Here is a 23,701-nt window from a genome sequence, read left to right on the forward strand (position 1 = left end):
TTGAAAATAGGGGATTTAGCTACTTTATGGTATAATGGAAAGAGTTAGATTGAAAGAGGTAGTGAGATGGATGCCAAATTAAGATACAAGGCAAAAAAGATTAAGATTGTCTTTTTTGATATTGATGATACATTGCGAAATTCCAAGACAGGTTTTATTCCGTCTTCAATCCCAACTGTTTTTAAGCAATTACGTGAGAAAGGAATCTTGACAGGTATTGCTTCTGGACGGGGGATTTTTGGTGTTGTACCAGAGATTCGTGAACTGAATCCTGACTTTTTTGTGACCTTAAATGGGGCTTATATCGAAGATAAAAAAGGTCAGGTTATTTATCAACATCAGATTGAGAAGTCAGATGTTGAGGAGTATATTTCTTGGGCTAAGCAAGAGGAAATAGAGTATGGCTTGGTTGGGAGTCATGATGCCAAATTGTCGACTCGTACCGATATGATTAGTGAAGCTATCAATCCAATTTATCCCGATTTAGATGTAGATCCTGATTTCCATGAAAAAGAAAATATCTATCAGATGTGGACTTTTGAAGATAAAGGAGATGACTTGCACTTGCCTGACAGTCTCTCAGACAAACTTCGCATGGTTCGTTGGCATGAGCATTCGTCTGATATTGTGCCGATTTCAGGCTCCAAAGCGACGGGGGTGGAAAAGGTTGTGGAACATCTTGGCTTGAAACCAGAGAACGTCATGGTTTTTGGAGATGGCCTCAACGACTTGGAACTCTTTGATTATGCTGGAATCAGCGTTGCAATGGGAATTTCTCATGATAAGATCAAAGAAAAAGCAGATTATATTACAAAAGCACTAGAAGAAGATGGCATTTTTGATGCCTTAGAAGGATTTGGTATGGTAGAAAAAGAATTGCATTTCCCACAAGTAGACATTGAAACAGTAGAAGGTCCTATCGCGACTATTAAGACCAATCACGGAGACTTGCGTATTAAACTTTTCCCTGAACATGCTCCTAAAACAGTAGCTAACTTTGTAGCTCTTGCAAAAGATGGTTACTATGATGGTGTCATTTTCCACCGTATTATCAAGGACTTTATGATTCAAGGTGGAGACCCAACTGGAACTGGTATGGGTGGCGAGTCCATCTACGGCGAATCTTTTGAGGATGAATTCTCAGAAGAACTTTACAATGTCCGGGGTGCCCTTTCTATGGCCAATGCTGGTCCAAATACTAACGGCAGCCAGTTCTTTATCGTGCAAAACCAACACCTACCTTATTCTAAGAAAGAAATTGCTCGTGGTGGTTGGCCAGAACCGATTGCGGAAATCTATGCCAACCAAGGAGGAACTCCTCACCTAGACCGCCGTCATACTGTTTTTGGTCAGCTAGCTGATGAAGCTTCTTACGCTGTTTTGGATGCAATCGCTGCTGTTGAAACAGGGGCTATGGACAAGCCAGTTGAAGATGTTGTGATTGAAACAATTGAAATCGAGGACTAAGATGAAAATCGGTGATAAGCTAAAGGGCCGTATTACAGGGATTCAGCCCTACGGTGCCTTTGTTGAGCTAGAGACAGGTGATACGGGGCTGATTCACATTTCAGAGATTCGGACAGGCTTTATTGAAAATATTCATGAAGCCTTGAAAGTCGATGAAGAGGTTCAAGTTCAGGTAGTGGATTTAGATGAATTTACAGGGAAAGCAAGTCTTTCTATCCGCACTTTGGAGGAAGAAAAGCACCAGTTTCCGAGACGGAGACGCTTTTCAAGCGACCGTTTTAACTACGGCTTTGCGCCTCTTAAACGAATGATGCCAATTTGGACTAGAGAAGCCTTGCACTATTTAAAAAAGAAGAAGTAGTTTAGAATTTTATATTTTTTGTAATGTTAATATAAATCTGCTATAATAGAACCATGGAAGAAGAACAATTATTAAAATCAGGGGAGCGAATTAACCAGCTCTTCTCAACAGATATTAAAATCATTCAAAATAGAGAGGTTTTTAGCTATTCGGTGGATAGTGTTCTCTTGTCACGTTTTCCACGTTTTCCTAAAAAGGGCTTGATAGTGGATTTCTGCGCTGGGAATGGAGCGGTGGGGCTATTTGCTAGCACTCGTACTCAGGCACAGATTTTGGCTGTTGAGATTCAGGAGCGTTTGGCGGATATGGCTGAACGCTCTGTCCGTTTGAATGGTTTGGAAGAGCAGATGGAGGTCATCTGTGATGATTTGAAAAATATGCCTGCTTATATCCAGGGAAGTAAGGTGGATATGATTTTGTGTAATCCGCCCTATTTCAAGGTGGATCCTCATTCAAACCTGAACGAGAGTGAACATTATCTCTTGGCGCGACATGAAATCACGACCAATTTGCAGGAAATCTGTCGTAGTGCCCAGAGTATTCTCAAATCTAATGGGCGTTTGGCCATGGTTCATCGTCCTGATCGACTTCTGGATATTTTGGATACGTTACAACGGCATAATCTAGCCCCTAAGCGTCTGCAATTTGTCTATCCAAAAAAGGAAAAGGAAGCCAATATGCTCTTGATTGAAGCTATCAAGGATGGTTCAACAAGTGGCTTTAAGGTCTTACCACCTCTCATTGTTCACAATGATGATGGCTCTTATACGCCGGAACTCGAAGAGATTTATTATGGATTATAAGGCTTATATGTATGTGCTGGAGTGCCGTGACGGATCCTACTATACAGGCTATACGACTGATGTGAAGAGACGCCTCGCTGTCCATAATAGTGGGAAGGGAGCCAAATACACACGAGTACGCTTGCCAGTCAAACTCATCTATGCTCAAGGTTTTGCCAGTAAGGAAGAAGCCATGTCGGCAGAAGCCCTTCTCAAGCGTAAGAAACGACCACAGAAGGAAAGATTTTTATCTGAAAATCAAGATAGAAATTTACTCAGTTATTTTGAAGAGTAGCGGGGAGTCCTTTGACTCCTCTTACTTTTGTCAAAAAGCGAAAAAAATGCTACAATAAAGAGAATAAACAAAATGAGGTATTATCATGTCTAAGATTCTAGTATTTGGTCACCAAAATCCAGACTCAGATGCCATCGGGTCATCTGTAGCCTTTGCCTACCTTGCAAAAGAAGCTTACGGTTTGGATACGGAAGCTGTTGCTCTTGGAACTCCAAATGAAGAAACAGCCTTTGTCTTGAACTATTTTGGTGTAGAAGCACCGCGTGTTATTACTTCTGCCAAAGCAGAAGGAGCAGAGCAAGTTATCTTGACTGACCACAATGAATTCCAACAATCTGTATCAGATATCGCTGAAGTAGAAGTTTATGGTGTTGTAGACCACCACCGTGTGGCTAACTTTGAAACTGCAAGCCCACTCTACATGCGTTTGGAGCCAGTTGGTTCAGCGTCTTCAATCGTTTATCGTATGTTCAAAGAACATGGTGTAGCTGTGCCTAAAGAGATTGCTGGTTTGATGCTTTCAGGTTTGATTTCAGATACCCTTCTTTTGAAATCACCAACAACACATCCAACAGATAAGATTATTGCTCCTGAATTGGCTGAATTGGCTGGTGTAAACTTGGAAGAGTATGGCTTGGCTATGCTGAAAGCTGGTACAAACTTGGCTAGCAAATCTGCTGACGAATTGATTGACATCGATGCTAAGACTTTTGAACTCAATGGAAATAATGTCCGTGTTGCCCAAGTAAACACAGTGGACATCGCGGAAGTATTGGAACGCCAAGCAGAAATTGAAGCTGCAATGCAAGCTGCCAACACAGCAAACGGCTACTCTGACTTTGTCTTGATGATTACAGACATCGTCAACTCAAACTCAGAAATCCTAGCACTTGGTGCTAATATGGGCAAGGTTGAAGCAGCTTTCAACTTTAAACTTGCAGACAACCACGCCTTCCTTGCTGGTGCCGTTTCACGTAAGAAACAAGTGGTACCTCAATTGACTGAAAGCTTCAATGCTTAAGATTTTGAGTGTCAGTTCAAAATCGGAAAGGATAGTTTGCCTTATATCGAAAGGAGTTTCAGCTCCTTTTTTTCTAGGAGTGAAGCATGTTAGAAAATGGTGATTTAATTTTTGTGAGGGATCTTTCAGATATGGGACAGGCCATCCAGACTTCCACAGGCAACTATAACCATGTTGCCATTTATTTGGATGGGATGATTTACCATGCTAGTGGAAAATTTGGTGTAGTCTGTCAAGAACCAGCAGACTTCTTTGAGCCCAATCATTTGTACGACATCTATGTTTACCCAGAAATGGATATCCATTCGGTGAAGGAAAGAGCTTGTAAACATCTTGGAGCTCCCTACAATGCTTCTTTCTATCCAGATGGAGAAGGTTTTTACTGTTCCCAGTACATGGCAGAAATCCTACCGATTTTTGAAACCATACCCATGAAATTTGGGGATGGGGAGCAGGAGATTAGTGACTTTTGGAGAGAGTATTACAGAGAACTAGGTCTGCCTGTGCCTCTGAACCAAGCTGGGACCAATCCCAGTCAATTGGCAACATCGCCTCTATTACAATGTAAAGAAAGGAATCTTCATGATTCAGATTTTTAATCCATCTCGTTTGACTAGACAGCCATTTTTTAGAGAATTGATCCGCTATCTGGACCAGCATGATGATGTGATTCTACGGGAAATTAAGGCTCAATTTCCAGATGATGCAGTTGATAAACTCATGGAAGAGTATATAAAGGCAGGTTTGATTCTACGAGAAAATAAGCGTTATTACCTTAGTCTTCCTATGCTTGAATCACTCGATAGTCTTGAACTGGATCAAGAGATTTTTGTCAGCGAAGCTAGTCCGATCTATCAAGCCTTGTTACAGAAGAGTTTTGAGACGGAATTGCGCAATCAAACCAATGCAGCTATTTTAGTTGAAAAGACGGACTTTGCGAGATCAAAAATGACCTTGTCTAATTATTTCTACAAGGTCAAACATCAGTATCCTTTGACAGAAAAACAGCAGGAACTCTATGACATTTTAGGAGATGTTAATCCTGAGTATGCCCTCAAATACATGACAACTTTTTTGCTAAAATTTCTCAAAAAAGATCAACTGATGCAGAAACGCCGAGACATCTTTGTGGATAGTTTGGTCGTCCTAGGTTATATAGTCCAAAATGAAGATGGAAAGTATGAGTTGGCTGTCGATTTTGACAAGGAGAGATTAACTTTCTATTTAGTGTGATTGCTTTTTCTGAGCACATTGTTTGACTTTATCTATCGATAAGTTTATACTAATGTAACCGATAACACATATCGGAATAAAACTAAAGGAGACAATCATATGTCACTTGAAAACAAATTGGAACAAGCAACAGGCGTTGTCAAAGAAGGTTTTGGTAAAGTTACTGGAGACAGCAAGACAGAACTTGAAGGAGCTGTTGAAAAAACAGTTGCTAAGGCAAAAGACGTTGTAGAAGACGCTAAAGGTGCTGTAGAAGGTGCCGTTGAAGGTTTGAAAAACGTTTTTACTAAATAATAGTAAAAAATCAGGGGTTTTATTTTCCCTTGATTTTTTCTATTCTTATAAATAATTTTCTGCTACGGCTGCATCTCCTGGATAGGCTTCTTTCTTTCCTTGGACGATTTGGTAGCAATCAGCTCCCTTACCAGCAATAATGACAGCATCTAATTCGTGATTTGTGATAGCCATAGCTGCCTTGATGGCCTCTTGGCGATCCGCAATTTTTTCAACAGGATGATTGATGTAGCTACTGATTTCATCTGCAATGGCCATTGGGTCTTCATAGTTGGGGTCATCAGCAGTCAAAAAGACTTGAATCTCAGGATGTTGATTGAGGAGGAGGCCAAAGTTCTTACGACGACTTTCTCCCTTGTTTCCTGTTGAACCCAGAACCAAAGCAATCTTTCCAGTTTGATGAGTTTCAACCACATTGATGAGTTTTTTCAGACTATCCCCATTGTGGGCGTAATCGATGAATACCTTGGCTCCATTTTTCTGAGTCAGGACTTCCATACGACCAGGAACGCGGGTTGCAGCAATTCCTTTTTTGATGTCCTCAAGACTAGCTCCGAGACGGAGGCAAGCAAGTCCAGCAGCAACGGCATTTTCTTGGTTGAAGTTGCCAATGAGTTGGATATCATAATCTCCAGCGAGTTTACCTGTAGCTGAAAAACTAAAGGCTTTGGAATTCTCGATTTGATTATTTGATTGGCTACCATAGAAATCATGGTCTTGATCTGCCACTTGTTCTTTTAAGACAGAAAAGTGGTCCATGTCACTATTAATGATGACTGCTCGGCTATTTTCCATCAAGAGACGTTTGTGGTAGAAGTAGTCTTCAAAGCTAGGGTGTTCAATAGGGCCGATATGGTCTGGGCTGATATTGAGGAAAACTCCCACATCAAAGGTTAGACCATAGACACGTTTGACCAGATAGGCTTGGCTGGAGACTTCCATGATGAGGTGGGTACGGTCATTTTGCACAGCTTGATTCATCATGTCAAAGAGGTCAATACTCTCAGGAGTTGTCAATGCAGACTTAAAGAAAGTCTTGCCATCTAAAGTTGTATTCATAGTCGAGAGCATAGCAGGTCGATGCCCTTGAGATAAGATGTTATAAGCGAAATAGGCTGCTGTTGTCTTACCCTTAGTACCAGTAAAGGCAAGGAGTTTGAGTTTTTCCTGTGGATTACCATAGAACTCCATGGCAATCAAACTCATGGCTTTCTTTATATCGTTCACAATGATGACAGGGATACCGACTTCGTAGTCTTTTTCAGCTACATACCAAGCTAAGCCTTGTGTTATAGCAGAAAGAAGGTATTCTTTTTTAAAGGCAGCACCTTTTGCAAAAAAAAGAGTGTCTTCTTTTACTTTTCGGCTGTCGTAACTAATGCTATCAAAAACAACTTTGCTGTAGTTGTAGTGATAATGTCCTTGGTCGATAATCTCGCGGAAGAGACCATCTTTCTTTAATATATCTAATACGGTTTCAATCTTTATCATACTTTCTATTGTAAACCGAAAGTCGCAAATTTACAAGTAACAAGGAAAAGTTTATAATGGAAGATAAGGAGTGTTTCCTAGTTATCAAAATTGAATGAGGAATCTATGTCGCACGAAAACAATCACCAGCAGGCCCAGATGTTACGGGGGACTGCTTGGCTAACGGCTAGTAACTTTATCAGTCGCCTGCTTGGGGCCATCTATATTATCCCTTGGTACATCTGGATGGGATCTTATGCAGCTACGGCAAATGGTCTCTTTACCATGGGCTACAATATCTATGCCTGGTTCTTGCTGGTTTCAACAGCAGGGATTCCAGTTGCGGTGGCCAAGCAAGTTGCCAAGTACAATACCATGCGAGAAGAAGAGCATAGCTTTGCCCTGATTCGGAGCTTTTTAGGATTTATGACAGGACTTGGCCTCGTTTTTGCTTTAGTTTTGTATCTCTTTGCTCCTTGGCTAGCAGACTTGTCTGGCGTGGGCAAAGACTTGATCCCAATCATGCAAAGCTTGGCTTGGGGAGTCTTGATTTTCCCGTCTATGAGTGTTATCCGAGGATTTTTCCAAGGGATGAATAATCTCAAACCTTATGCCATGAGCCAAATTGCTGAGCAGGTCATTCGTGTTATCTGGATGCTCCTAGCAACCTTTATCATTATGAAACTTGGTTCAGGAGATTACCTAGTAGCGGTTACCCAATCCACCTTTGCTGCCTTTGTCGGCATGGTAGCTAGTTTTGCAGTTTTGATTTATTTCCTTGCCCAAGAAGGCTTACTCAAAAGAGTCCTTGAAACAGGGGATAAGATTAACAGCAAGCATCTTTTGATCGATACCATTAAGGAAGCCATTCCTTTTATCTTGACAGGGTCTGCCATCCAGCTCTTCCAGATTTTGGACCAGCTGACCTTTATCAATAGTATGAGCTGGTTTACCAACTACAGCAATGAGGACTTGGTTATCATGTTTTCTTATTTCTCAGCCAATCCTAATAAAATCACGATGATTTTGATTTCTGTTGGGGTTTCGATTGGGAGTGTAGGCTTGCCGCTTTTGACAGAAAACTATGTCAAGGGGGACTTGAAGGCAGCTTCTCGTCTCGTTCAGGACAGTCTCACCCTACTCTTTATGTTCTTGCTACCAGCAACGGTTGGAGTGGTTATGGTAGGAGAACCTCTTTATACAGTCTTCTATGGCAAGCCAGACAGTTTGGCTATGGGCTTATTTGTCTTTGCAGTTTTGCAGTCTATTATTTTAGGCTTGTACATGGTCTTGTCCCCCATGCTTCAAGCCATGTTCCGCAACCGCAAGGCCGTTCTCTATTTTATCTATGGTTCTATTGCCAAGCTGGTCTTGCAACTGCCTACCATCGCCCTTTTCCACAGTTATGGTCCCTTGATTTCAACAACCATCGCTCTTATCATTCCTAACGTCTTGATGTATCGGGATATTTGTAAAGTAACGGGTGTTAAGCGCAAGGTGATTGTGAAGCGAACCATTTTAATCAGTTTGCTGACCCTAGTCATGTTTCTGTTAATAGGAACCATCCAGTGGCTGTTAGGATTTTTCTTCCAACCAAGTGGACGTTTGTGGAGCTTCTTTTATGTAGCTCTTGTCGGTGCCATGGGGGGTGGACTCTACGGATTCATGAGTCTCTATACTCGTCTCTTAGATAAGGTTATTGGACAGGCCAAAGCTGCCCAGTTGCGAGCAAAATTTAAGTTTTCTTAAGATAGCATTTATAAATAAAAGGAATAAGTTGAACAATCTTTTAGGAGAACTTGAAACTTATTCCTTTTTTTAGCGTCAAAACAGCTAAAATTATCTTTTAAGAGTAGAAGATGAGGCCTTTTTCGATTTTTTTGGACAAAAACATTGACTAAACAAACTAAACGTTGTATAATAAAACAAATCTTTAAATCAGGAGGTTCTGGAAATGAAAAAGTCTAAGAGCAAATATCTAACCTTGGCAGGTCTTGTCCTGGGTACAGGAATTTTATTGAGCGCGTGTGGAAATTCTAGCACAGGATCAAAAACCTATAACTATGTTTATTCAAGTGATCCATCTAGTTTGAACTATCTAGCAGAAAACCGCGCAACAACAAATGATATTGTGACCAACCTGGTAGATGGTCTCATGGAAAATGACCAATATGGGAACTATGTGCCATCCTTGGCAGAGGATTGGAGTGTTTCTAAGGACGGTTTGACCTATACCTACAAACTTCGTAAGGATGCCAAGTGGTTTACTTCTGAGGGAGAAGAATATGCTCCTGTAACTGCCCAAGATTTTGTGACAGGTTTGCAATATGCGGCTGATAAAAAATCAGAAGCCTTGTATCTAGTGCAGGACTCTGTTGCAGGTTTGGATGACTATATCACTGGTAAAACAAGCGACTTTTCAACTGTCGGTGTCAAGGCTCTTGATGACCAAACGGTTCAATACACCTTGGCTCGACCAGAACCTTACTGGAACTCAAAAACGACATCAACCATTCTTTTCCCAGTCAATGCGGATTTCCTAAAATCAAAAGGGGATGATTTTGGCAAGGTAGACCCTGCTAATATTTTGTACAGTGGACCTTTCTTGATGAAAGCTTTTGTTTCAAAATCTGTCATCGAATACAAGAAAAATCCTAACTACTGGGATGCTAAAAATGTCTTTGTAGATGATGTTAAATTGACCTACTATGATGGTAGTGACCAAGATGCTCTTGTTCGTAATTTTACAGACGGAGCCTATAGCTACGCTCGTCTCTATCCAAATAGTTCAAGTTTTGAAGGGATTAAAGAAAAATACAAAGATGATATCATCTACAGTATGCAGACTGCTACGTCTTATTACTGGAATTTTAACCTAGATAGACAAGCTTATAAATTTACTTCTAAGACGACCGACATTGAAAAGAAATCAGCTCAGGAAGCAGTTCTTAATAAAAACTTCCGTCAAGCTATTAACTTTGCCTATGATCGTACAGCCTATGGGGCTCAAACTCAGGGAGAAGACGGAGCGACTAAGATTTTGCGTAACTTGGTTGTTCCTCCAACCTTTGTAAGTATCAAGGGAAAAGACTTTGGTGAAGTAGTAGCCTCTAAGATGGTCAATTATGGTAAGGAATGGCAAGGTATCAACTTTGCGGATGGTCAAGACCCTTATTACAATCCTGAGAAAGCCAAGGCTAAATTTGCTGAGGCCAAGAAAGAGCTAGAAGCTAAGGGAGTTCAATTCCCTATTCATTTGGATGCGACAGTTGACCAAGCTTCTAAGAAGGGGATTCAAGAAGTAAGCTCTATGAAGCAATCTATTGAAGCAGCTTTAGGTACGGAGAACGTCGTTATTGATATCCAACAGTTATCAACAGAGGACTATCATAACTCAAGTTACTTTGCTCAAACAGCAGCTCAAAAAGATTATGACCTTTACAATGGTGGTTGGGGTCCTGACTACTTAGATCCATCAACCTATCTTGATATCTTTAGTGTCAAGAATGGTGGGGTTCTACAAAATCTTGGACTCGAGCCTGGTGAAGCCAACGACAAGGCTAAGGCAGTTGGACTTGACACTTATACTCAAATGTTGGAAGAGGCTAATAAGGAGCAAGACCCAGCCAAACGTTATGAGAAATATGCTGATATTCAAGCATGGTTGATAGATAGTTCTCTAGCGATTCCAAATGTTTCATTAGGTGGAACGCCTAGCTTGAGAAAAACAGTTCCTTTCTCAGCACCTTATTCATTGGCTGGTAATAAAGGGGTTGAATCATATAAATACCTCAAAGTACAAGATAAGATTGTCACAACAGACGAATATGCAAAAGCCAGAGAAAAATGGTTGAAAGAAAAAGAAGAATCCAATAAAAAAGCCCAAGAAGAATTGGCAAAACATGTCAAATAAAATCTAATTGTAGATAAGTTTGTGTAAGAAGTCTTTGTGCTTAAAAACGCATAATATCAGGTATATAAAATCCTAGATGTTATGCGTTTTGTTATAGGAAGATTTATTAGATTTTATCCTCAAATTGAGTTATTCCCGACTTTATCCGTTGAAATATTATAAGGAGTATTTATGAAATTAAAATTATTAAGAGTAGATACTAAGGTGATTATGGGGAGTTTCTTACTTGTTCTGTCTAGTCTACTTGCTTTGTTGCTTCCCCTTATCTTAAAGGGTTTAATAGATGGGAGTTCTATTGAAAATATAGGTTCCAAAGTATTTCAATCGTTTTTGATTTTTATTGGTCAAGCCTTGTTTTCTTCTATTGGTTACTATCTGTTTAGTCAATCGGGTGAAAAAAAGATAGCAAAAATCAGGAAAAAAGTGATAGAGGGGTTGATTTATGCAGAGAAATCCTTCTTTGATAAGAGCCAAAGTGGGGAGTTGACTTCTGCCATTGTCAATGACACGAGTGTCATTCGTGAGTTTTTAATTACGACTTTCCCAAATATTATTTTGAGTTTAGTTATGGTACTTGGTTCCATCATAGTCTTATTTAGTCTTGATTGGAATCTTTCTCTACTTTTATTCATCACTCTTCCTTGTATGATGTTTATTATCTTGCCCCTTTCCAATATCAGTGAAAAGTATAGTCGTCGTTTACAAGAGGAAATCGGATTTTTAACAGGGCAATTGACTGAAAAGATTCAAGAACATGAATTAATTAAGACTAACCAAGCAGAGAAAAGTGTACAGGATGTTTTGGATAATTGTATTGAAAGGGTACAAAACAATTCACTGAAATCAGATAGGATTACTTCTTTTGAGACCCCGTTTGCTCTCTTATTTATCTTTGCGACTATAGCTGTGATGCTAACCTATGGGGGTTATCGGGTCAGCGCAGGATATATATCTGTGGGAACCTTGGTTTCGTTTTTGATTTACCTCTTTCAATTACTTAATCCTATTAGTAATATAGCTAATTTTGTAACTGTTTATTCTAGGAGTAAGGGATCTTCAGTTGCACTGGAGAACTTGCTTGCAGTTCCTAAAGAAAAATTTGAGGGAGGAAAATCGGTATCAGGACAAGGGTTGAATTTTAACCATGTCTATTTTGGTTATGATGAAAATCGACCTGTCTTAAAGGATATTACTTTCTCCATTTTCAAGGGGCAAAAAATTGCTTTTGTTGGACCATCTGGATCAGGAAAATCAACGATTGTGCGTTTGTTAGAGCGGTTTTATAAACCGCTTTCAGGAGATATTCTAATGGAGCAATCAAGTATATATGATTTTAACTTAAAAGAATGGAGAAGTAAAATCGCTTGGGTTTCACAAAATAATGCAGTCTTATCTGGCAGTATTCGTGACAATCTTTGTCTCGGTTTGAATCGCTTAGTAACTGATGATGAATTGATGAAAGTGCTAGACTTAGTATCACTAGGTGATGAGATTCGCTCCATGAAAGAGGGACTAGATACTGAGGTTGGTGAACGCGGACGACTCTTGTCAGGGGGACAAAGCCAAAGACTTCAAATAGCTAGAGCCTACTTAAAAGATGCTGAAATTCTTATATTTGATGAAGCCACTGCTAATCTTGATGCGGATTCTGAGTATGCGATTATCAGTAGCCTCTATTCTGTACTAAAGGAGAAGACAGTTGTGATTATAGCGCATCGTTTGTCAACGGTAAAAGATGTGGATTGTATTTTCTTCTTAGAGGAGGGGAAAATCACTGGCTCAGGAACTCATAAGGAACTACTGGAAAATCATGAGCGTTATGCTCGTTTTGTGCAGGAGCAAATGATAGAGTGAAGGTGTCTTTTGAGATTCACCATTTTATAGTCTATTAAAGGGAGCAGGAAAAACTCCCTTTTTATATAGTTTGAAACTATAGCTAGCTCTTGAAAAGAAGAAAATGAGTTGATGAAAATAAGTGGTACAATAGTTACTATAGATTTGGAGGTATTGTATGAGCAAGGAATTACACATTAACACAATTTTGGCCCAGGCGGGCATTAAGTCAGATGAAGCGACAGGTGCATTGGTGACACCGCTCCATTTTTCAACGACCTATCAGCATCCAGAGTTTGGTCGATCTACTGGGTTTGACTATACGCGCACTAAAAATCCAACTCGTAGTAAGGCTGAGGAAGTCTTGGCGGCTATTGAGTCAGCAGACTATGCCCTAGCGACTAGCTCAGGGATGTCAGCTATTGTACTGGCCTTTAGCGTCTTTCCAGTAGGAAGTAAGGTCTTGGCAGTGCGTGATCTTTACGGTGGTTCTTTTCGCTGGTTTAACCAAGTGGAGCAGGAAGGTCGTTTCCATTTTACCTATGCCAATACAGAAGAAGAGTTGATTGCCGAGTTAGAAAAGGATGTGGATGTTCTCTATATCGAAACCCCAACCAATCCCTTAATGTTGGAATTTGATATCGAAAAACTAGCAAAATTGGCTCATGCTAAGGGTGCCAAAGTGGTGGTGGACAATACCTTCTATAGCCCTATCTACCAACGTCCGATTGAAGATGGAGCAGATATGGTTCTCCATTCAGCAACCAAGTATCTAGCAGGCCACAATGATGTCTTAGCTGGAGTGGTTGTGACCAATAGTTTAGAACTATACGAGAAGCTTTTTTACAATCTCAATACAACAGGGGCAGTCTTGTCCCCATTTGACAGCTACCAGTTGCTTCGTGGTCTCAAGACCTTGTCTCTTCGTATGGAGCGTTCAACAGCTAACGCCCAAGAAGTGGTTGCCTTTTTGAAGGATTCTCCAGCAGTCAAGGAGGTTCTCTATACTGGTCGTGGGGGGATGATTTCCTTTAAAGTAGTCGATGAAACGCGCATTCCTCATATTTTGAACAGTCTCAAGGTCTTCTCGTTTGCGGAAAGTTTGGGTGGGGTAGAAAGTCTCATTACTTATCCAACGACGCAAACTCACGCTGATATTCCAGCAGAAGTGCGCCATTCTTATGGTTTGACAGATGACCTCTTGCGCTTGTCAATTGGGATTGAGGATGCTAGAGATTTGATTGCAGATTTGCGCCAAGCTTTAGAAGGATAAGACAAAGATGGGAAAATATGATTTTACAAGCCTGCCCAACCGTTTAGGGCACCATACCTATAAATGGAAAGAAACAGAAACGGATAGTGAAGTTCTACCAGCTTGGATAGCGGATATGGACTTTGTGGTCTTGCCTGAAATCCGCCAAGCCGTGCAAACTTACGCAGACCAACTGGTTTATGGTTATGCCTATGCCAGTGAAGACTTAATTAAGGAAGTTCAAAAGTGGGAAGCTACACAATACGGTTACAACTTTGACAAAGAGGCTCTTGTTTTTATCGAGGGTGTGGTACCAGCCATCTCAACAGCTATTCAAACCTTTACAAAAGAAGGCGAGGCGGTTTTAATTAACACGCCTGTCTACCCACCCTTTGCTCGCAGTGTCAAGTTGAACAATCGTAGATTGATTACTAATTCCTTAGTGGAAAAGGATGGTCTGTTTGAGATTGACTTTGACCAACTTGAAAAGGATTTGGTGGAAGAGGAGGTTAAACTCTATATTCTTTGCAACCCTCACAATCCTGGTGGACGTGTTTGGGAAAAAGAAGTGTTGGAGAAGATTGGCCAACTCTGCCAAAAACACGGTGTTTTGTTAGTTTCAGATGAGATTCACCAAGATTTGACCCTCTTTGGTCACAAACACCAGTCTTTCAATACCATCAATCCTGCCTTCAAAAATTTTGCTATCGTCTTGAGCAGTGCCACTAAAACCTTTAACATTGCTGGGACAAAAAATTCCTATGCCGTCATTGAAAATCCTAAGTTGAGAGTGGCTTACCAGAAACGCCAGTTGGCTAATAATCAGCATGAAATTTCAGGCTTGGGCTATTTGGCGACAGAAGCTGCCTATCGATACGGTAAAGATTGGTTAGAGGAACTTAAGCAAGTCTTTGAAGACCATATCAATTATGTGGTGGATCTATTTGGAAAAGAGACTAAAATCAAGGTCATGAAACCGCAAGGTACCTACTTGATTTGGCTTGACTTTTCAGCCTATGACCTGACTGATGAAACATTGCAAGAGTTGTTGAGAAATGAAGCCAAGGTTATCCTCAACCGTGGTTTGGATTTTGGAGAGGAAGGAAGTCTCCATGCCCGCATCAATATAGCTATGCCCAAATCTCTGTTGCAAGAAGTCTGTCAGCGGATTGTGGCTACTTTTGCCAAATGTTAAAAATCCAGCCTTCTAGGAGAAAAGTCTTCCTAGAAGGCTATTTTCATAGGCGAAAATATGGTATAATAAACAGATAAGGTAAAGGTGAAAATATGGCTAAATTGATTCCGGGGAAAGTTCGTATCGAAGGTGTTGCCCTTTATGAAACTGGTAAGGTTGATATCATCAAGGAAAAGAACAATCGGCTCTATGCTCGCGTTGCAGAAGAAGAACTGCGCTATAGTTTAGAGGATGATTTGGTTTTTTGTGCCTGTGATTTTTTTCAAAAGAGGGGCTACTGTGTGCATTTGGCAGCGCTAGAGCATTTTCTGAAAAATGATGAGCGTGGTCAGGAAATCTTGTGGAGTCTGGAAGAAGGTCATGAAGAAAAAGAGGCCGTTGAAACCAAGGTGACCTTGGGTGGCAAGTTTTTGGATCGAATTTTATCTCCAAAATCAGAATGCGCCTATGAGTTATCAGCTGTGGGTCAGGTGGAAGCAGGAACCAATCATATCTTGTGGACTCTGAGAATCGGCCAAATCAATAGCCAAAAATACTATGTCATTCGGGATATTCCACTTTTTTTAAGGATTGTCGAGCAGAGAAAGTCGTATATGATTGGCAAGATTTATGAGGAGTCTCTTTCTTGGGAAGCTTTTGATGAGGCCAGCCAAGAACTTTTGACTTTCTTGCACGGACTAACGGAGGAAGGGCTGGTTCCAGACCTCTTTTTCCAAAACCAAGGTCGGCACCTCTTTTTCCCTCTGACCTTTTTTGAGCAGGGTGTGAATTTACTGATGGCCTTGCCCCATTTTCAATTTGACCATCAAGTGGATAGCTACCAAACCCTGCTTTTTCAGGATATGCATGCTGATGCCAATCTATTTGCCTTTACAGTAACAGAATACTCGGACTATTTTGAAATGGAAATCAGTGAGAGTCCTAGGGTCAATGTCTTTTATCAGGGAGCAGTACTTTTCCATAAAGGTCAGGTTTATTTTTTAACAGACCAGCAGATGCGTCTTCTCAAGGAAATTAAAGTGTTACCTGTGGGTCAACAAGGAAAGAAATACCTGCAATTTGATAGCAGTGATCGAGACAAATTGGCCTCCTGTCTGACTCTTTTTATCCAGATGGGTACCGTTTCAGCTCCAGAACGTCTACAAATCAAAACTTTTGCGCCCTCTTTTTACTTTGACAGGGAAGAAGATAATCGGATTCGTTTAGAAATTCAGTTTGATTATGGAAATAGACAGGTATCTAGCCGACAAGAGCTAGAAGAATTACCATTTTCAAGTGACACGGACTTAGAAGAAAGAATTTTCCAAGTCTGTTTGGCTGCGGGCTTTGAAGCAGATTTTCAATCTTGGCGTCAGGCCTTAAAAGCAGAGTCTGTCTATCATTTCTTCCATGAAATCATTCCAGTCTTTGAAAAACTTGGAAATGTTGATTTATCAGACAAGTTAGAAGAGTTTTATAGTCTAGCAAGCCCTCAAGTGCAGATTACTTCCAAGGGAGGTCTCTTGGAAATTCAATTTGATTTTCAAGATATAGCCCAAGAGGAAATTGACCAAGCTATGCAGGCCTTGGTTGATAATCGAGATTTTTATATTGATTCGTCTAATAAAGTCTACTTTTTCGATGAAGAAACCAAGAAAATTCGTCAAAATCTACAGGAGCTGGGGCAATTTGAATTAAAAGATGGCTCCTTGCAGGCTCGGAAATCCTTGGCTTATAGTTTAGCTCATCTCTTTGAAGGACGTGACCGTGTTTCTTTTTCACAAGAATTCCAGAATCTGGCTCACGATTTGACGCATCCAGAGGACTTCCCTAGACAAGCAACTCAGGTTCAGGCTGACTTACGAGATTATCAGGAAAAGGGAATCAGCTGGCTACAGATGCTCCATCACTATGGTTTTGGTGGGATTTTGGCTGACGATATGGGACTTGGTAAAACCCTGCAGACCATTGCTTTTTTGACCAGTCAAGTGACAAAAGAAAGTCGAGTCTTGATTTTAGCACCGTCAGGTTTGATTTACAACTGGGCAGATGAGTTTCAGAAATTTGCCCCACAGTTGGATGTGGCTGTTGTTCATGGTTTGAAAGCTAGTCGTGAGGAGATTCTTGCTGAAAGCCATCAAATCTATGTGACGAGCTATGCTACCTTCCGTCAGGACAGTGAGCTTTATCAGGGGATGGCCTTTGACTTCCTTTTCTTAGATGAGGCTCAGGTCATGAAGAACGCCCAGACCAAGATTGCCCAGACCTTGAGACAGTTTGTGGTGCCGTCAGTTTTTGCTCTGTCAGGGACACCGATTGAAAACCATCTAGGTGAGCTGTGGTCTATTTTCCAAATCGTCATGCCAGGACTTTTGCCAAGCAAGAAAGAATTTATGAAATTGCCAGCTGAACGCGTGGCTCAGTTTATCAAGCCTTTCGTGATGAGGCGCAAGAAAGAAGAAGTTCTGACCGAATTGCCAGACTTAATAGAAGTAGTTTATAAGAATGAACTGGAAGACCAGCAAAAGGCTATCTACCTAGCCCAGTTGCAACAGATGAGAGATAGATTGGCTCAAGTATCAGATCAGGAATTTCAGCGAAGTCGTGTGGAAATCTTGTCTGGTCTGATGCGCTTGCGCCAAATCTGTGACACCCCTGCCCTCTTTATGGAGGATTATCAGGGAGCTAGTGGCAAACTGGATAGTCTCCGAGACCTGCTGGTACAGGTGGTAGACGGTGGACACCGTGTCTTGATTTTCTCTCAGTTCAAGGGAATGTTGGAGAAAATAGAACAAGAACTGCCAGACTTGGGCATGACTTCCTTTAAAATTACAGGTTCAACTCCAGCCAAGGAAAGACAAGACATGACCAAGGCCTTTAACCAAGGGGAAAGAGATGCCTTTCTGATTTCCCTCAAGGCTGGTGGTGTCGGTCTGAACCTGACAGGTGCTGATACAGTGATTTTGGTTGACCTTTGGTGGAATCCTGCGGTGGAAGCGCAAGCTATTGGCCGTGCCCATCGGATGGGTCAGGAAGAAACGGTTGAGGTCTATCGCTTGGTGACCAGGGGAACCATTGAAGAAAAAATTCAGGAACTCCAAGAACAAAAGAAACATCTGGTGTCACAAGTATTGGATGGAACAGAGTCACGTGGCAGTCTCAGCCTAGCAGAAATTAGAGAAATTTTGGGAATTTCTGAAGCCAGCACTTGAAAAATCAAGACAATACGCTATAATGAAGTGTTGAAAGGAAATAGAAAATGAAACAAGAACGATTTCCATTGGTGTCAGATGACGAGGTCATGCTGACTGAGATGCCAGTCATGAACTTGTACGATGAGTCTGATCTGATCAGTAATATCAAGGGTGAGTATCGAGATAAAAATTATTTAGAATGGTCTCCTATTACTGAAGAGGCGCCAGTAAAACCGATTGAAAAGCAAGTCGAGAAACCTAAAAAAGCTCCTTTAGGGGTAAAAAAAGAAGGAAAGAGCTATGCGGAGGTGGCGCGTGAAGAAGCGCGTGCAGACTTGAAAAAGAAACGCTCTGCTAACTATCTAACTCAGGATTTCAGCCGTGCGAGACGTCATTCTAAATCAGGCCTTGTTAGACAGGGCAGTCAACCGACAGCGCCTTTCCAAAAGGAAAATCCTGGTGAATTTGTCAAATATAGCCAAAAATTGACCCAGTCTCATTATATCTTGGCGGAAGAAGTTCATTCTATCCCTACCAAGAATGAAGAAGTGTCAGCACCTGCTCCAAAGAAAAACAACTATGATTTTCTAAAGAAGAGCCAAATCTACAATAAAAAAAGTAAACAAACAGAACAAGAACGTCGGGTTGCCCAAGAGTTGAATCTGACCAGAATGACAGAATAGGGGAGAAAACATGCCAAAGACATATCATTTTATCGGAATTAAGGGATCAGGGATGAGTGCCTTGGCCTTGATGTTGCACCAAATGGGGCATAAGGTACAGGGATCAGATGTTGAGAAGTACTACTTTACTCAACGTGGTCTTGAGCAGGCAGGAATTACTATTCTTCCTTTTGATGAAAAGAATCTAGACGGTGATATGGAAATTATCGCTGGAAATGCCTTTCGTCCAGATAACAACGTCGAAATTGCCTATGCAGACCAAAATGGTATCAGCTACAAACGTTACCATGAGTTCCTAGGTAGCTTTATGCGTGACTTTGTTAGCATGGGAGTAGCAGGAGCGCATGGAAAAACTTCAACGACAGGTATGTTGTCTCACGTCTTGTCTCACATCACAGACACCAGCTTCTTGATTGGAGATGGGACAGGTCGTGGTTCGGCCAATGCCAAATATTTTGTCTTTGAATCTGACGAATATGAGCGTCACTTTATGCCTTACCACCCAGAATACTCTATTATCACCAACATTGACTTTGACCATCCAGACTATTTCACAAGTCTAGAGGATGTTTTCAATGCTTTTAACGACTATGCTAAACAAATTACCAAGGGTCTTTTTGTCTATGGTGAAGATGCAGAATTGCGTAAAATTACGTCTGATGCACCAATTTATTATTATGGTTTTGAAGCAGAAGGTAATGACTTTGTAGCTAGTGAGCTTCTTCGTTCTACGACTGGTTCAACCTTCACCGTTCATTTCCGTGGACAAGACTTGGGGCAATTCCACATCCCAACCTTTGGTCGTCACAATATCATGAATGCGACAACCGTTATTGGTCTTCTTTACACAGCAGGATTTGATTTGAACTTGGTGCGTGAGCACTTGAAAACATTTGCTGGTGTTAAGCGTCGTTTCACTGAGAAAATTGTCAATGATACAGTGATTATCGATGACTTTGCTCACCATCCAACAGAAATTATTGCGACCTTGGATGCGGCTCGTCAAAAATACCCAAGCAAGGAAATTGTAGCAGTCTTCCAACCGCATACCTTTACAAGAACCATTGCCTTGTTAGATGACTTTGCCCACGCTTTAAACCAAGCAGATGCTGTTTACCTAGCGCAAATTTATGGGTCAGCTCGTGAGGTAGACCATGGAGATGTCAAGGTAGAAGACCTAGCTAATAAAATCAACAAGAAACACCAAGTGATCACTGTTGAAAATGTTTCACCACTCCTTGACCATGACAATGCTGTCTATGTCTTTATGGGAGCAGGAGATATCCAAACCTATGAATATTCATTTGAACGACTCTTGTCTAACTTGACAAGCAATGTTCAATAGGTTATTCTCATGGAAATTCCAATTAAGATCATTCAGGCAAGTCAGTCTGATTTGGCTGAGATAGAGGCACTTCAAACTTCGTCTTTTCCGGCTGAAAAGCAGCAACCTTCCCATATCTTAGAAGAAAGTATCCGTAAGTGTGCGGATACCTTTCTTCTAGCTAGGGATGAAAACCAACTTTTAGGCTATATTCTATCAAGTCCCCAGTCAGACAATCCGCAATGTCTAAAAGTAGATTCTTTAGTCATTGAGTCTGACCATCAGAGACAAGGATTGGGAACACTTCTTCTTGCGGCTTTGAAAGAGGTGGCAGTTGAGCTGGATTACAAAGGGATTCGTTTGAAGAGTCCTGATGAGCTGCTTTCCTATTTTGAAATGAGCGGTTTTATTGATGAAGAAACTTCCCTTTATGAAACTAGCCAGGGTTTTAGTATGATTTGGTTTAATCCCTATTATCTGGAGGTACAATGAAGATCAGACAAGCAAGATTAGAAGATTTAGAACGTATCGTTGAGATTGAACTAGAAAATTTCTCGGTAGAAGAAGCTATTCCTCAATCTGTTTTTGAATCGCATTTGCGAGAAATTCAGACCTCTTTTCTGGTTGCGGAAAAAGTAGGTAGAATCATGGGGTACATAGAAGGGCCAGTTGGACCACACCGCCATCTGCAAGACCAGTCCTTTACAGAAGAAATAAAAGACTATAGTCATGAGCCTGGTGGTTATATCTCTGTGACCTGTCTTTCTATTGCCAAAGAAGCACAGGGCCTCGGACTTGGACAAAAATTACTAATAGCCTTGAAAGAAGTTGCTCTTGAAGATAAGAGAGATGGCATTAACCTAACCTGTCATGACTATCTCATCGCCTACTATGAAAAGCACGGATTTGTCAATGAAGGCTTGTCCCAGTCAACCTTTGCAGGGGAAACCTGGTATGATATGGTTTGGGAAACGAAAAAATAAGCTAGGAAAAGTATCATAGGTTGCTTTTCTTGGACTTTTAAGATATAATATTATGGATTGTCAACAAGGAGGAAAAACTTTTGAGTGAAAAGTCAAGAGAAGAAGAGAAATTAAGCTTTAAAGAGCAGATTCTGAGAGATTTAGAAAAAGTAAAAGGCTATGATGAAGTTCTGAAAGAAGATAAGGCAGTAGTTCGCACTCCTGCAAATGAACCTTCAGCTGAAGAACTCATGGCTGATTCCTTGTCAACGGTAGAGGAAATTATGAGAAAAGCTCCTACCGTGCCTACTCACCCAAGTCAAGATGTACCAGCTTCTCCAGCAGATGACCTTCAAAGAGAAACTCCTGGTGTTCCAAGTCATCCAAGTCATCCAAGTCAAGATGTACCTTCTTCTCCAGCGGAAGAAAGTGGTTCAAGACCAGGACCAGGTCCTGTTAGACCTAAGAAACTTGAAAGAGAATACAATGAAACCCCAACAAGGGTAGCTGTTTCCTATAAGACGGCAGAGAAAAAAGCAGAACAAGCAGGTCCAGAAACACCTACGCCTGCTACAGAAACAGTGGATATCATCAGCGATACACCACGTCGTAGCCGTAGAGAAGGAGCAAAACCCGTTAAGCCTAAGAAAGAGAAGAAGTCACATGTGAAAGCCTTTGTGATTTCATTCCTTGTATTCCTTGCCTTGCTCTCAGCAGGTGGTTACTTTGGTTACCAGTATGTTCAGTCATCTTTACAGCCTGTGGATGCTTCATCGAAACAATATGTGACGGTTGGAATTCCAGAAGGTTCAAACGTTCAAGAAATCGGTACGACGCTTGAAAAAGCTGGTTTGGTAAAGCATGGTCTGATTTTTAGCTTTTATGCCAAGTATAAAAATTATACCGACTTGAAAGCAGGTTACTACAATTTGCAAAAGAGTATGAGTACAGAAGACTTACTCAAAGAGTTGCAAAAAGGTGGAACAGATGAACCACAAGAACCTGTCCTTGCGACTTTGACAATTCCAGAAGGTTATACTTTGGATCAGATTGCTCAAGCGGTAGGTCAATTGCAAGGTGACTTCAAAGAGCCTTTGACAGCGGATGCTTTCCTAGCAAAAGTTCAAGATGAGACGTTTATCAGTCAAGCAGTAGCCAAATATCCTACTTTATTGGAAAGTTTGCCTGCAAAAGATAGTGGTGCGCGTTATCGTTTGGAAGGATACCTTTTCCCAGCTACTTATTCTATCAAGGAAAGCACAACTGTTGAGAGCTTGATTGATGAGATGTTAGCTGCTATGGATAAGAACCTATCTCCTTACTATAGTACTATCAAATCTAAAAACTTGACTGTCAATGAGTTGTTGACCATTGCTTCCTTGGTCGAAAAAGAAGGTGCCAAGACAGAAGATCGTAAGCTCATTGCAGGTGTATTCTACAATCGTTTGAATCGTGATATGCCACTTCAAAGTAATATTGCAATCTTGTATGCCCAAGGAAAACTGGGGCAAAATATCAGCTTAGCTGAGGATGTTGCGATTGATACCAACATTGATTCACCTTATAATGTTTATAAAAATGTAGGTCTCATGCCTGGTCCAGTCGATAGTCCAAGTCTGGATGCGATTGAGTCAAGCATCAATCAAACTAAGAGCGATAACCTCTACTTTGTAGCAGATGTCACAGAAGGCAAGGTCTACTATGCTAATAATCAAGAAGACCACGATCGCAATGTCGCTGAACATGTCAACAGCAAATTAAACCAAACAAACTAAAATTATGTGATACTTCACATAATTTTCTTTAGAAAATATTATTAGAAGAAAGTTGAGAAAAATGGCAGAAAAAACATATCCTATGACCCTTGAGGAAAAGGAAAAACTTGAAAAAGAATTAGAAGAATTGAAATTGGTTCGTCGACCAGAAGTGGTAGAACGCATTAAGATTGCCCGTTCATACGGTGACCTTTCAGAAAACAGTGAGTACGAAGCAGCTAAGGATGAACAAGCCTTTGTCGAAGGACAAATCTCTAGCTTAGAAACAAAAATCCGCTATGCTGAAATCGTCAATAGCGACGCAGTTGCCCAGGACGAAGTAGCGATTGGTAAAACAGTCACCATCCAAGAAATTGGTGAGGACGAAGAAGAAGTTTATATTATCGTAGGTTCAGCGGGTGCGGATGCCTTTGCAGGTAAAGTTTCAAATGAAAGCCCAATTGGACAAGCCTTGATTGGCAAGAAAACAGGTGATACAGCAACCATTGAAACGCCTGTTGGTAGCTATGATGTAAAAATCTTGAAGGTTGAAAAAACAGCCTAAAAACAGAAAAAGGAGTGGGGAGGCGATGTACTTCACTCACTCCTTTTTCCATTTTGCTACTCTTCGAAAATCTCTTCAAACCACGTCAGCGTCGCCTTGCCGTATATATGGTTACTGACTTCGT

At 40.9% G+C, this 23,701-nt stretch carries 21 protein-coding genes and 1 pseudogene; 21 read left to right on the forward strand and 1 reads right to left on the reverse strand.

The features are described from left to right. Nucleotides 1-66: 66 nt before the first annotated feature. From HT688_RS08465 to HT688_RS08500, 8 genes are all read left to right on the forward strand, one after another. On the forward strand, nucleotides 67-1,467 hold the full coding sequence (locus tag HT688_RS08465; RefSeq protein WP_023940251.1) for a bifunctional Cof-type HAD-IIB family hydrolase/peptidylprolyl isomerase: 1,401 nt from the start codon (nucleotides 67-69) through the stop codon (nucleotides 1,465-1,467). A gap of 1 nt (nucleotide 1,468) precedes the next feature. Then, nucleotides 1,469-1,828, forward strand: a complete 360-nt coding sequence (locus HT688_RS08470) for a S1 RNA-binding domain-containing protein (RefSeq protein WP_000689593.1) — start codon at nucleotides 1,469-1,471, stop codon at nucleotides 1,826-1,828. 53 nt (nucleotides 1,829-1,881) lie between these two features. Then, a complete protein-coding gene (locus HT688_RS08475; protein ID WP_000390770.1) occupies nucleotides 1,882-2,631 on the forward strand; it encodes a tRNA1(Val) (adenine(37)-N6)-methyltransferase in 750 nt (249 codons plus the stop codon). After that, nucleotides 2,621-2,905: a GIY-YIG nuclease family protein gene (locus HT688_RS08480; RefSeq protein WP_023940249.1), complete on the forward strand. Its 285-nt coding sequence runs from the start codon at nucleotides 2,621-2,623 to the stop codon at nucleotides 2,903-2,905. The genes HT688_RS08475 and HT688_RS08480 overlap by 11 nt, the downstream gene beginning before the upstream one ends. A gap of 85 nt (nucleotides 2,906-2,990) precedes the next feature. Continuing rightward, nucleotides 2,991-3,926: a manganese-dependent inorganic pyrophosphatase gene (locus tag HT688_RS08485; protein WP_023940247.1), complete on the forward strand. Its 936-nt coding sequence runs from the start codon at nucleotides 2,991-2,993 to the stop codon at nucleotides 3,924-3,926. An 86-nt stretch (nucleotides 3,927-4,012) separates the two neighbouring features. Then, on the forward strand, nucleotides 4,013-4,525 hold the full coding sequence (locus tag HT688_RS08490; protein ID WP_023940246.1) for a YiiX/YebB-like N1pC/P60 family cysteine hydrolase: 513 nt from the start codon (nucleotides 4,013-4,015) through the stop codon (nucleotides 4,523-4,525). Next, nucleotides 4,509-5,159, forward strand: a complete 651-nt coding sequence (locus tag HT688_RS08495) for a DUF1803 domain-containing protein (protein WP_079247576.1) — start codon at nucleotides 4,509-4,511, stop codon at nucleotides 5,157-5,159. The genes HT688_RS08490 and HT688_RS08495 overlap by 17 nt, the downstream gene beginning before the upstream one ends. A 99-nt stretch (nucleotides 5,160-5,258) precedes the next feature. Next, nucleotides 5,259-5,453: a CsbD family protein gene (locus HT688_RS08500; protein ID WP_000051203.1), complete on the forward strand. Its 195-nt coding sequence runs from the start codon at nucleotides 5,259-5,261 to the stop codon at nucleotides 5,451-5,453. 45 nt (nucleotides 5,454-5,498) lie between these two features. Here the strand turns inward: HT688_RS08500 and HT688_RS08505 are convergent, their stop codons facing one another. Next, complete coding sequence (locus HT688_RS08505) at nucleotides 5,499-6,944, reverse strand: UDP-N-acetylmuramoyl-L-alanyl-D-glutamate--L-lysine ligase (RefSeq protein WP_101514584.1); 1,446 nt, start codon at nucleotides 6,942-6,944, stop codon at nucleotides 5,499-5,501. Nucleotides 6,945-7,049: 105 nt separating this feature from the next. Between HT688_RS08505 and HT688_RS08510 the strand changes: the two genes are divergently transcribed. From HT688_RS08510 to greA, 13 genes and pseudogenes are all read left to right on the forward strand, one after another. After that, nucleotides 7,050-8,672, forward strand: coding sequence for a putative polysaccharide biosynthesis protein (locus tag HT688_RS08510; protein WP_050138142.1), 1,623 nt, complete (start codon nucleotides 7,050-7,052; stop codon nucleotides 8,670-8,672). 205 nt (nucleotides 8,673-8,877) lie between these two features. Beyond that, nucleotides 8,878-10,836, forward strand: coding sequence for a peptide ABC transporter substrate-binding protein (locus tag HT688_RS08515; RefSeq protein WP_000748867.1), 1,959 nt, complete (start codon nucleotides 8,878-8,880; stop codon nucleotides 10,834-10,836). Between the two features lie 210 nt (nucleotides 10,837-11,046). Then, nucleotides 11,047-11,781: pseudogene (locus HT688_RS11865) on the forward strand (ABC transporter ATP-binding protein); the annotation flags it as partial. Between the two features lie 186 nt (nucleotides 11,782-11,967). Next, nucleotides 11,968-12,690: an ABC transporter ATP-binding protein gene (locus HT688_RS11870; RefSeq protein ID WP_025170631.1), complete on the forward strand. Its 723-nt coding sequence runs from the start codon at nucleotides 11,968-11,970 to the stop codon at nucleotides 12,688-12,690. A gap of 157 nt (nucleotides 12,691-12,847) precedes the next feature. Next, a complete protein-coding gene (locus tag HT688_RS08525; protein WP_023933152.1) occupies nucleotides 12,848-13,942 on the forward strand; it encodes a cystathionine gamma-synthase in 1,095 nt (364 codons plus the stop codon). 7 nt (nucleotides 13,943-13,949) lie between these two features. Then, nucleotides 13,950-15,116: a MalY/PatB family protein gene (locus HT688_RS08530; protein WP_172922207.1), complete on the forward strand. Its 1,167-nt coding sequence runs from the start codon at nucleotides 13,950-13,952 to the stop codon at nucleotides 15,114-15,116. Between the two features lie 92 nt (nucleotides 15,117-15,208). Further along, nucleotides 15,209-18,307, forward strand: coding sequence for a pilus expression-regulating Snf2 family helicase (locus HT688_RS08535; RefSeq protein ID WP_001096284.1), 3,099 nt, complete (start codon nucleotides 15,209-15,211; stop codon nucleotides 18,305-18,307). 47 nt (nucleotides 18,308-18,354) lie between these two features. Further along, the gene (zapJ, locus tag HT688_RS08540; protein WP_000808233.1) at nucleotides 18,355-18,972 is read left to right on the forward strand and encodes a divisome accessory protein ZapJ; all 618 of its coding nucleotides are present in this window, start codon (nucleotides 18,355-18,357) and stop codon (nucleotides 18,970-18,972) included. A 10-nt stretch (nucleotides 18,973-18,982) separates the two neighbouring features. Then, nucleotides 18,983-20,317 carry a UDP-N-acetylmuramate--L-alanine ligase gene (murC, locus tag HT688_RS08545; RefSeq protein ID WP_001127123.1) on the forward strand — a complete coding sequence of 445 codons (1,335 nt, stop codon included), beginning with the start codon at nucleotides 18,983-18,985 and terminating at the stop codon, nucleotides 20,315-20,317. Nucleotides 20,318-20,326: 9 nt separating this feature from the next. Beyond that, nucleotides 20,327-20,788 (forward strand): GNAT family N-acetyltransferase, encoded by a 462-nt coding sequence (locus tag HT688_RS08550; RefSeq protein WP_000405299.1) that lies wholly within the window; start codon nucleotides 20,327-20,329, stop codon nucleotides 20,786-20,788. Next, complete coding sequence (locus HT688_RS08555; RefSeq protein WP_172923699.1) at nucleotides 20,785-21,279, forward strand: GNAT family N-acetyltransferase; 495 nt, start codon at nucleotides 20,785-20,787, stop codon at nucleotides 21,277-21,279. The genes HT688_RS08550 and HT688_RS08555 overlap by 4 nt, the downstream gene beginning before the upstream one ends. Before the next feature lie 80 nt (nucleotides 21,280-21,359). Beyond that, nucleotides 21,360-23,033, forward strand: a complete 1,674-nt coding sequence (gene mltG, locus HT688_RS08560) for an endolytic transglycosylase MltG (protein WP_050975877.1) — start codon at nucleotides 21,360-21,362, stop codon at nucleotides 23,031-23,033. 61 nt (nucleotides 23,034-23,094) lie between these two features. After that, complete coding sequence (greA, locus tag HT688_RS08565) at nucleotides 23,095-23,577, forward strand: transcription elongation factor GreA (protein ID WP_000818760.1); 483 nt, start codon at nucleotides 23,095-23,097, stop codon at nucleotides 23,575-23,577. Nucleotides 23,578-23,701: the final 124 nt, after the last annotated feature.

The sequence above is a fragment of the Streptococcus sp. 1559 genome (assembly GCF_013276735.1).
GTDB lineage: Bacteria > Bacillota > Bacilli > Lactobacillales > Streptococcaceae > Streptococcus > Streptococcus pseudopneumoniae.

Coding starts and splice junctions, on each gene's coding strand:
- HT688_RS08465 (WP_023940251.1), top strand. CDS start 67: ATGGATGCCAAATTAAGATACAAGGCAAAAAAGATTAAGATTGTCTTT.
- HT688_RS08470 (WP_000689593.1), top strand. CDS start 1,469: ATGAAAATCGGTGATAAGCTAAAGGGCCGTATTACAGGGATTCAGCCC.
- HT688_RS08475 (WP_000390770.1), top strand. CDS start 1,882: ATGGAAGAAGAACAATTATTAAAATCAGGGGAGCGAATTAACCAGCTC.
- HT688_RS08480 (WP_023940249.1), top strand. CDS start 2,621: ATGGATTATAAGGCTTATATGTATGTGCTGGAGTGCCGTGACGGATCC.
- HT688_RS08485 (WP_023940247.1), top strand. CDS start 2,991: ATGTCTAAGATTCTAGTATTTGGTCACCAAAATCCAGACTCAGATGCC.
- HT688_RS08490 (WP_023940246.1), top strand. CDS start 4,013: ATGTTAGAAAATGGTGATTTAATTTTTGTGAGGGATCTTTCAGATATG.
- HT688_RS08495 (WP_079247576.1), top strand. CDS start 4,509: ATGATTCAGATTTTTAATCCATCTCGTTTGACTAGACAGCCATTTTTT.
- HT688_RS08500 (WP_000051203.1), top strand. CDS start 5,259: ATGTCACTTGAAAACAAATTGGAACAAGCAACAGGCGTTGTCAAAGAA.
- HT688_RS08505 (WP_101514584.1), bottom strand. CDS start 6,944: ATGATAAAGATTGAAACCGTATTAGATATATTAAAGAAAGATGGTCTC.
- HT688_RS08510 (WP_050138142.1), top strand. CDS start 7,050: ATGTCGCACGAAAACAATCACCAGCAGGCCCAGATGTTACGGGGGACT.
- HT688_RS08515 (WP_000748867.1), top strand. CDS start 8,878: ATGAAAAAGTCTAAGAGCAAATATCTAACCTTGGCAGGTCTTGTCCTG.
- HT688_RS08525 (WP_023933152.1), top strand. CDS start 12,848: ATGAGCAAGGAATTACACATTAACACAATTTTGGCCCAGGCGGGCATT.
- HT688_RS08530 (WP_172922207.1), top strand. CDS start 13,950: ATGGGAAAATATGATTTTACAAGCCTGCCCAACCGTTTAGGGCACCAT.
- HT688_RS08535 (WP_001096284.1), top strand. CDS start 15,209: ATGGCTAAATTGATTCCGGGGAAAGTTCGTATCGAAGGTGTTGCCCTT.
- zapJ (WP_000808233.1), top strand. CDS start 18,355: ATGAAACAAGAACGATTTCCATTGGTGTCAGATGACGAGGTCATGCTG.
- murC (WP_001127123.1), top strand. CDS start 18,983: ATGCCAAAGACATATCATTTTATCGGAATTAAGGGATCAGGGATGAGT.
- HT688_RS08550 (WP_000405299.1), top strand. CDS start 20,327: ATGGAAATTCCAATTAAGATCATTCAGGCAAGTCAGTCTGATTTGGCT.
- HT688_RS08555 (WP_172923699.1), top strand. CDS start 20,785: ATGAAGATCAGACAAGCAAGATTAGAAGATTTAGAACGTATCGTTGAG.
- greA (WP_000818760.1), top strand. CDS start 23,095: ATGGCAGAAAAAACATATCCTATGACCCTTGAGGAAAAGGAAAAACTT.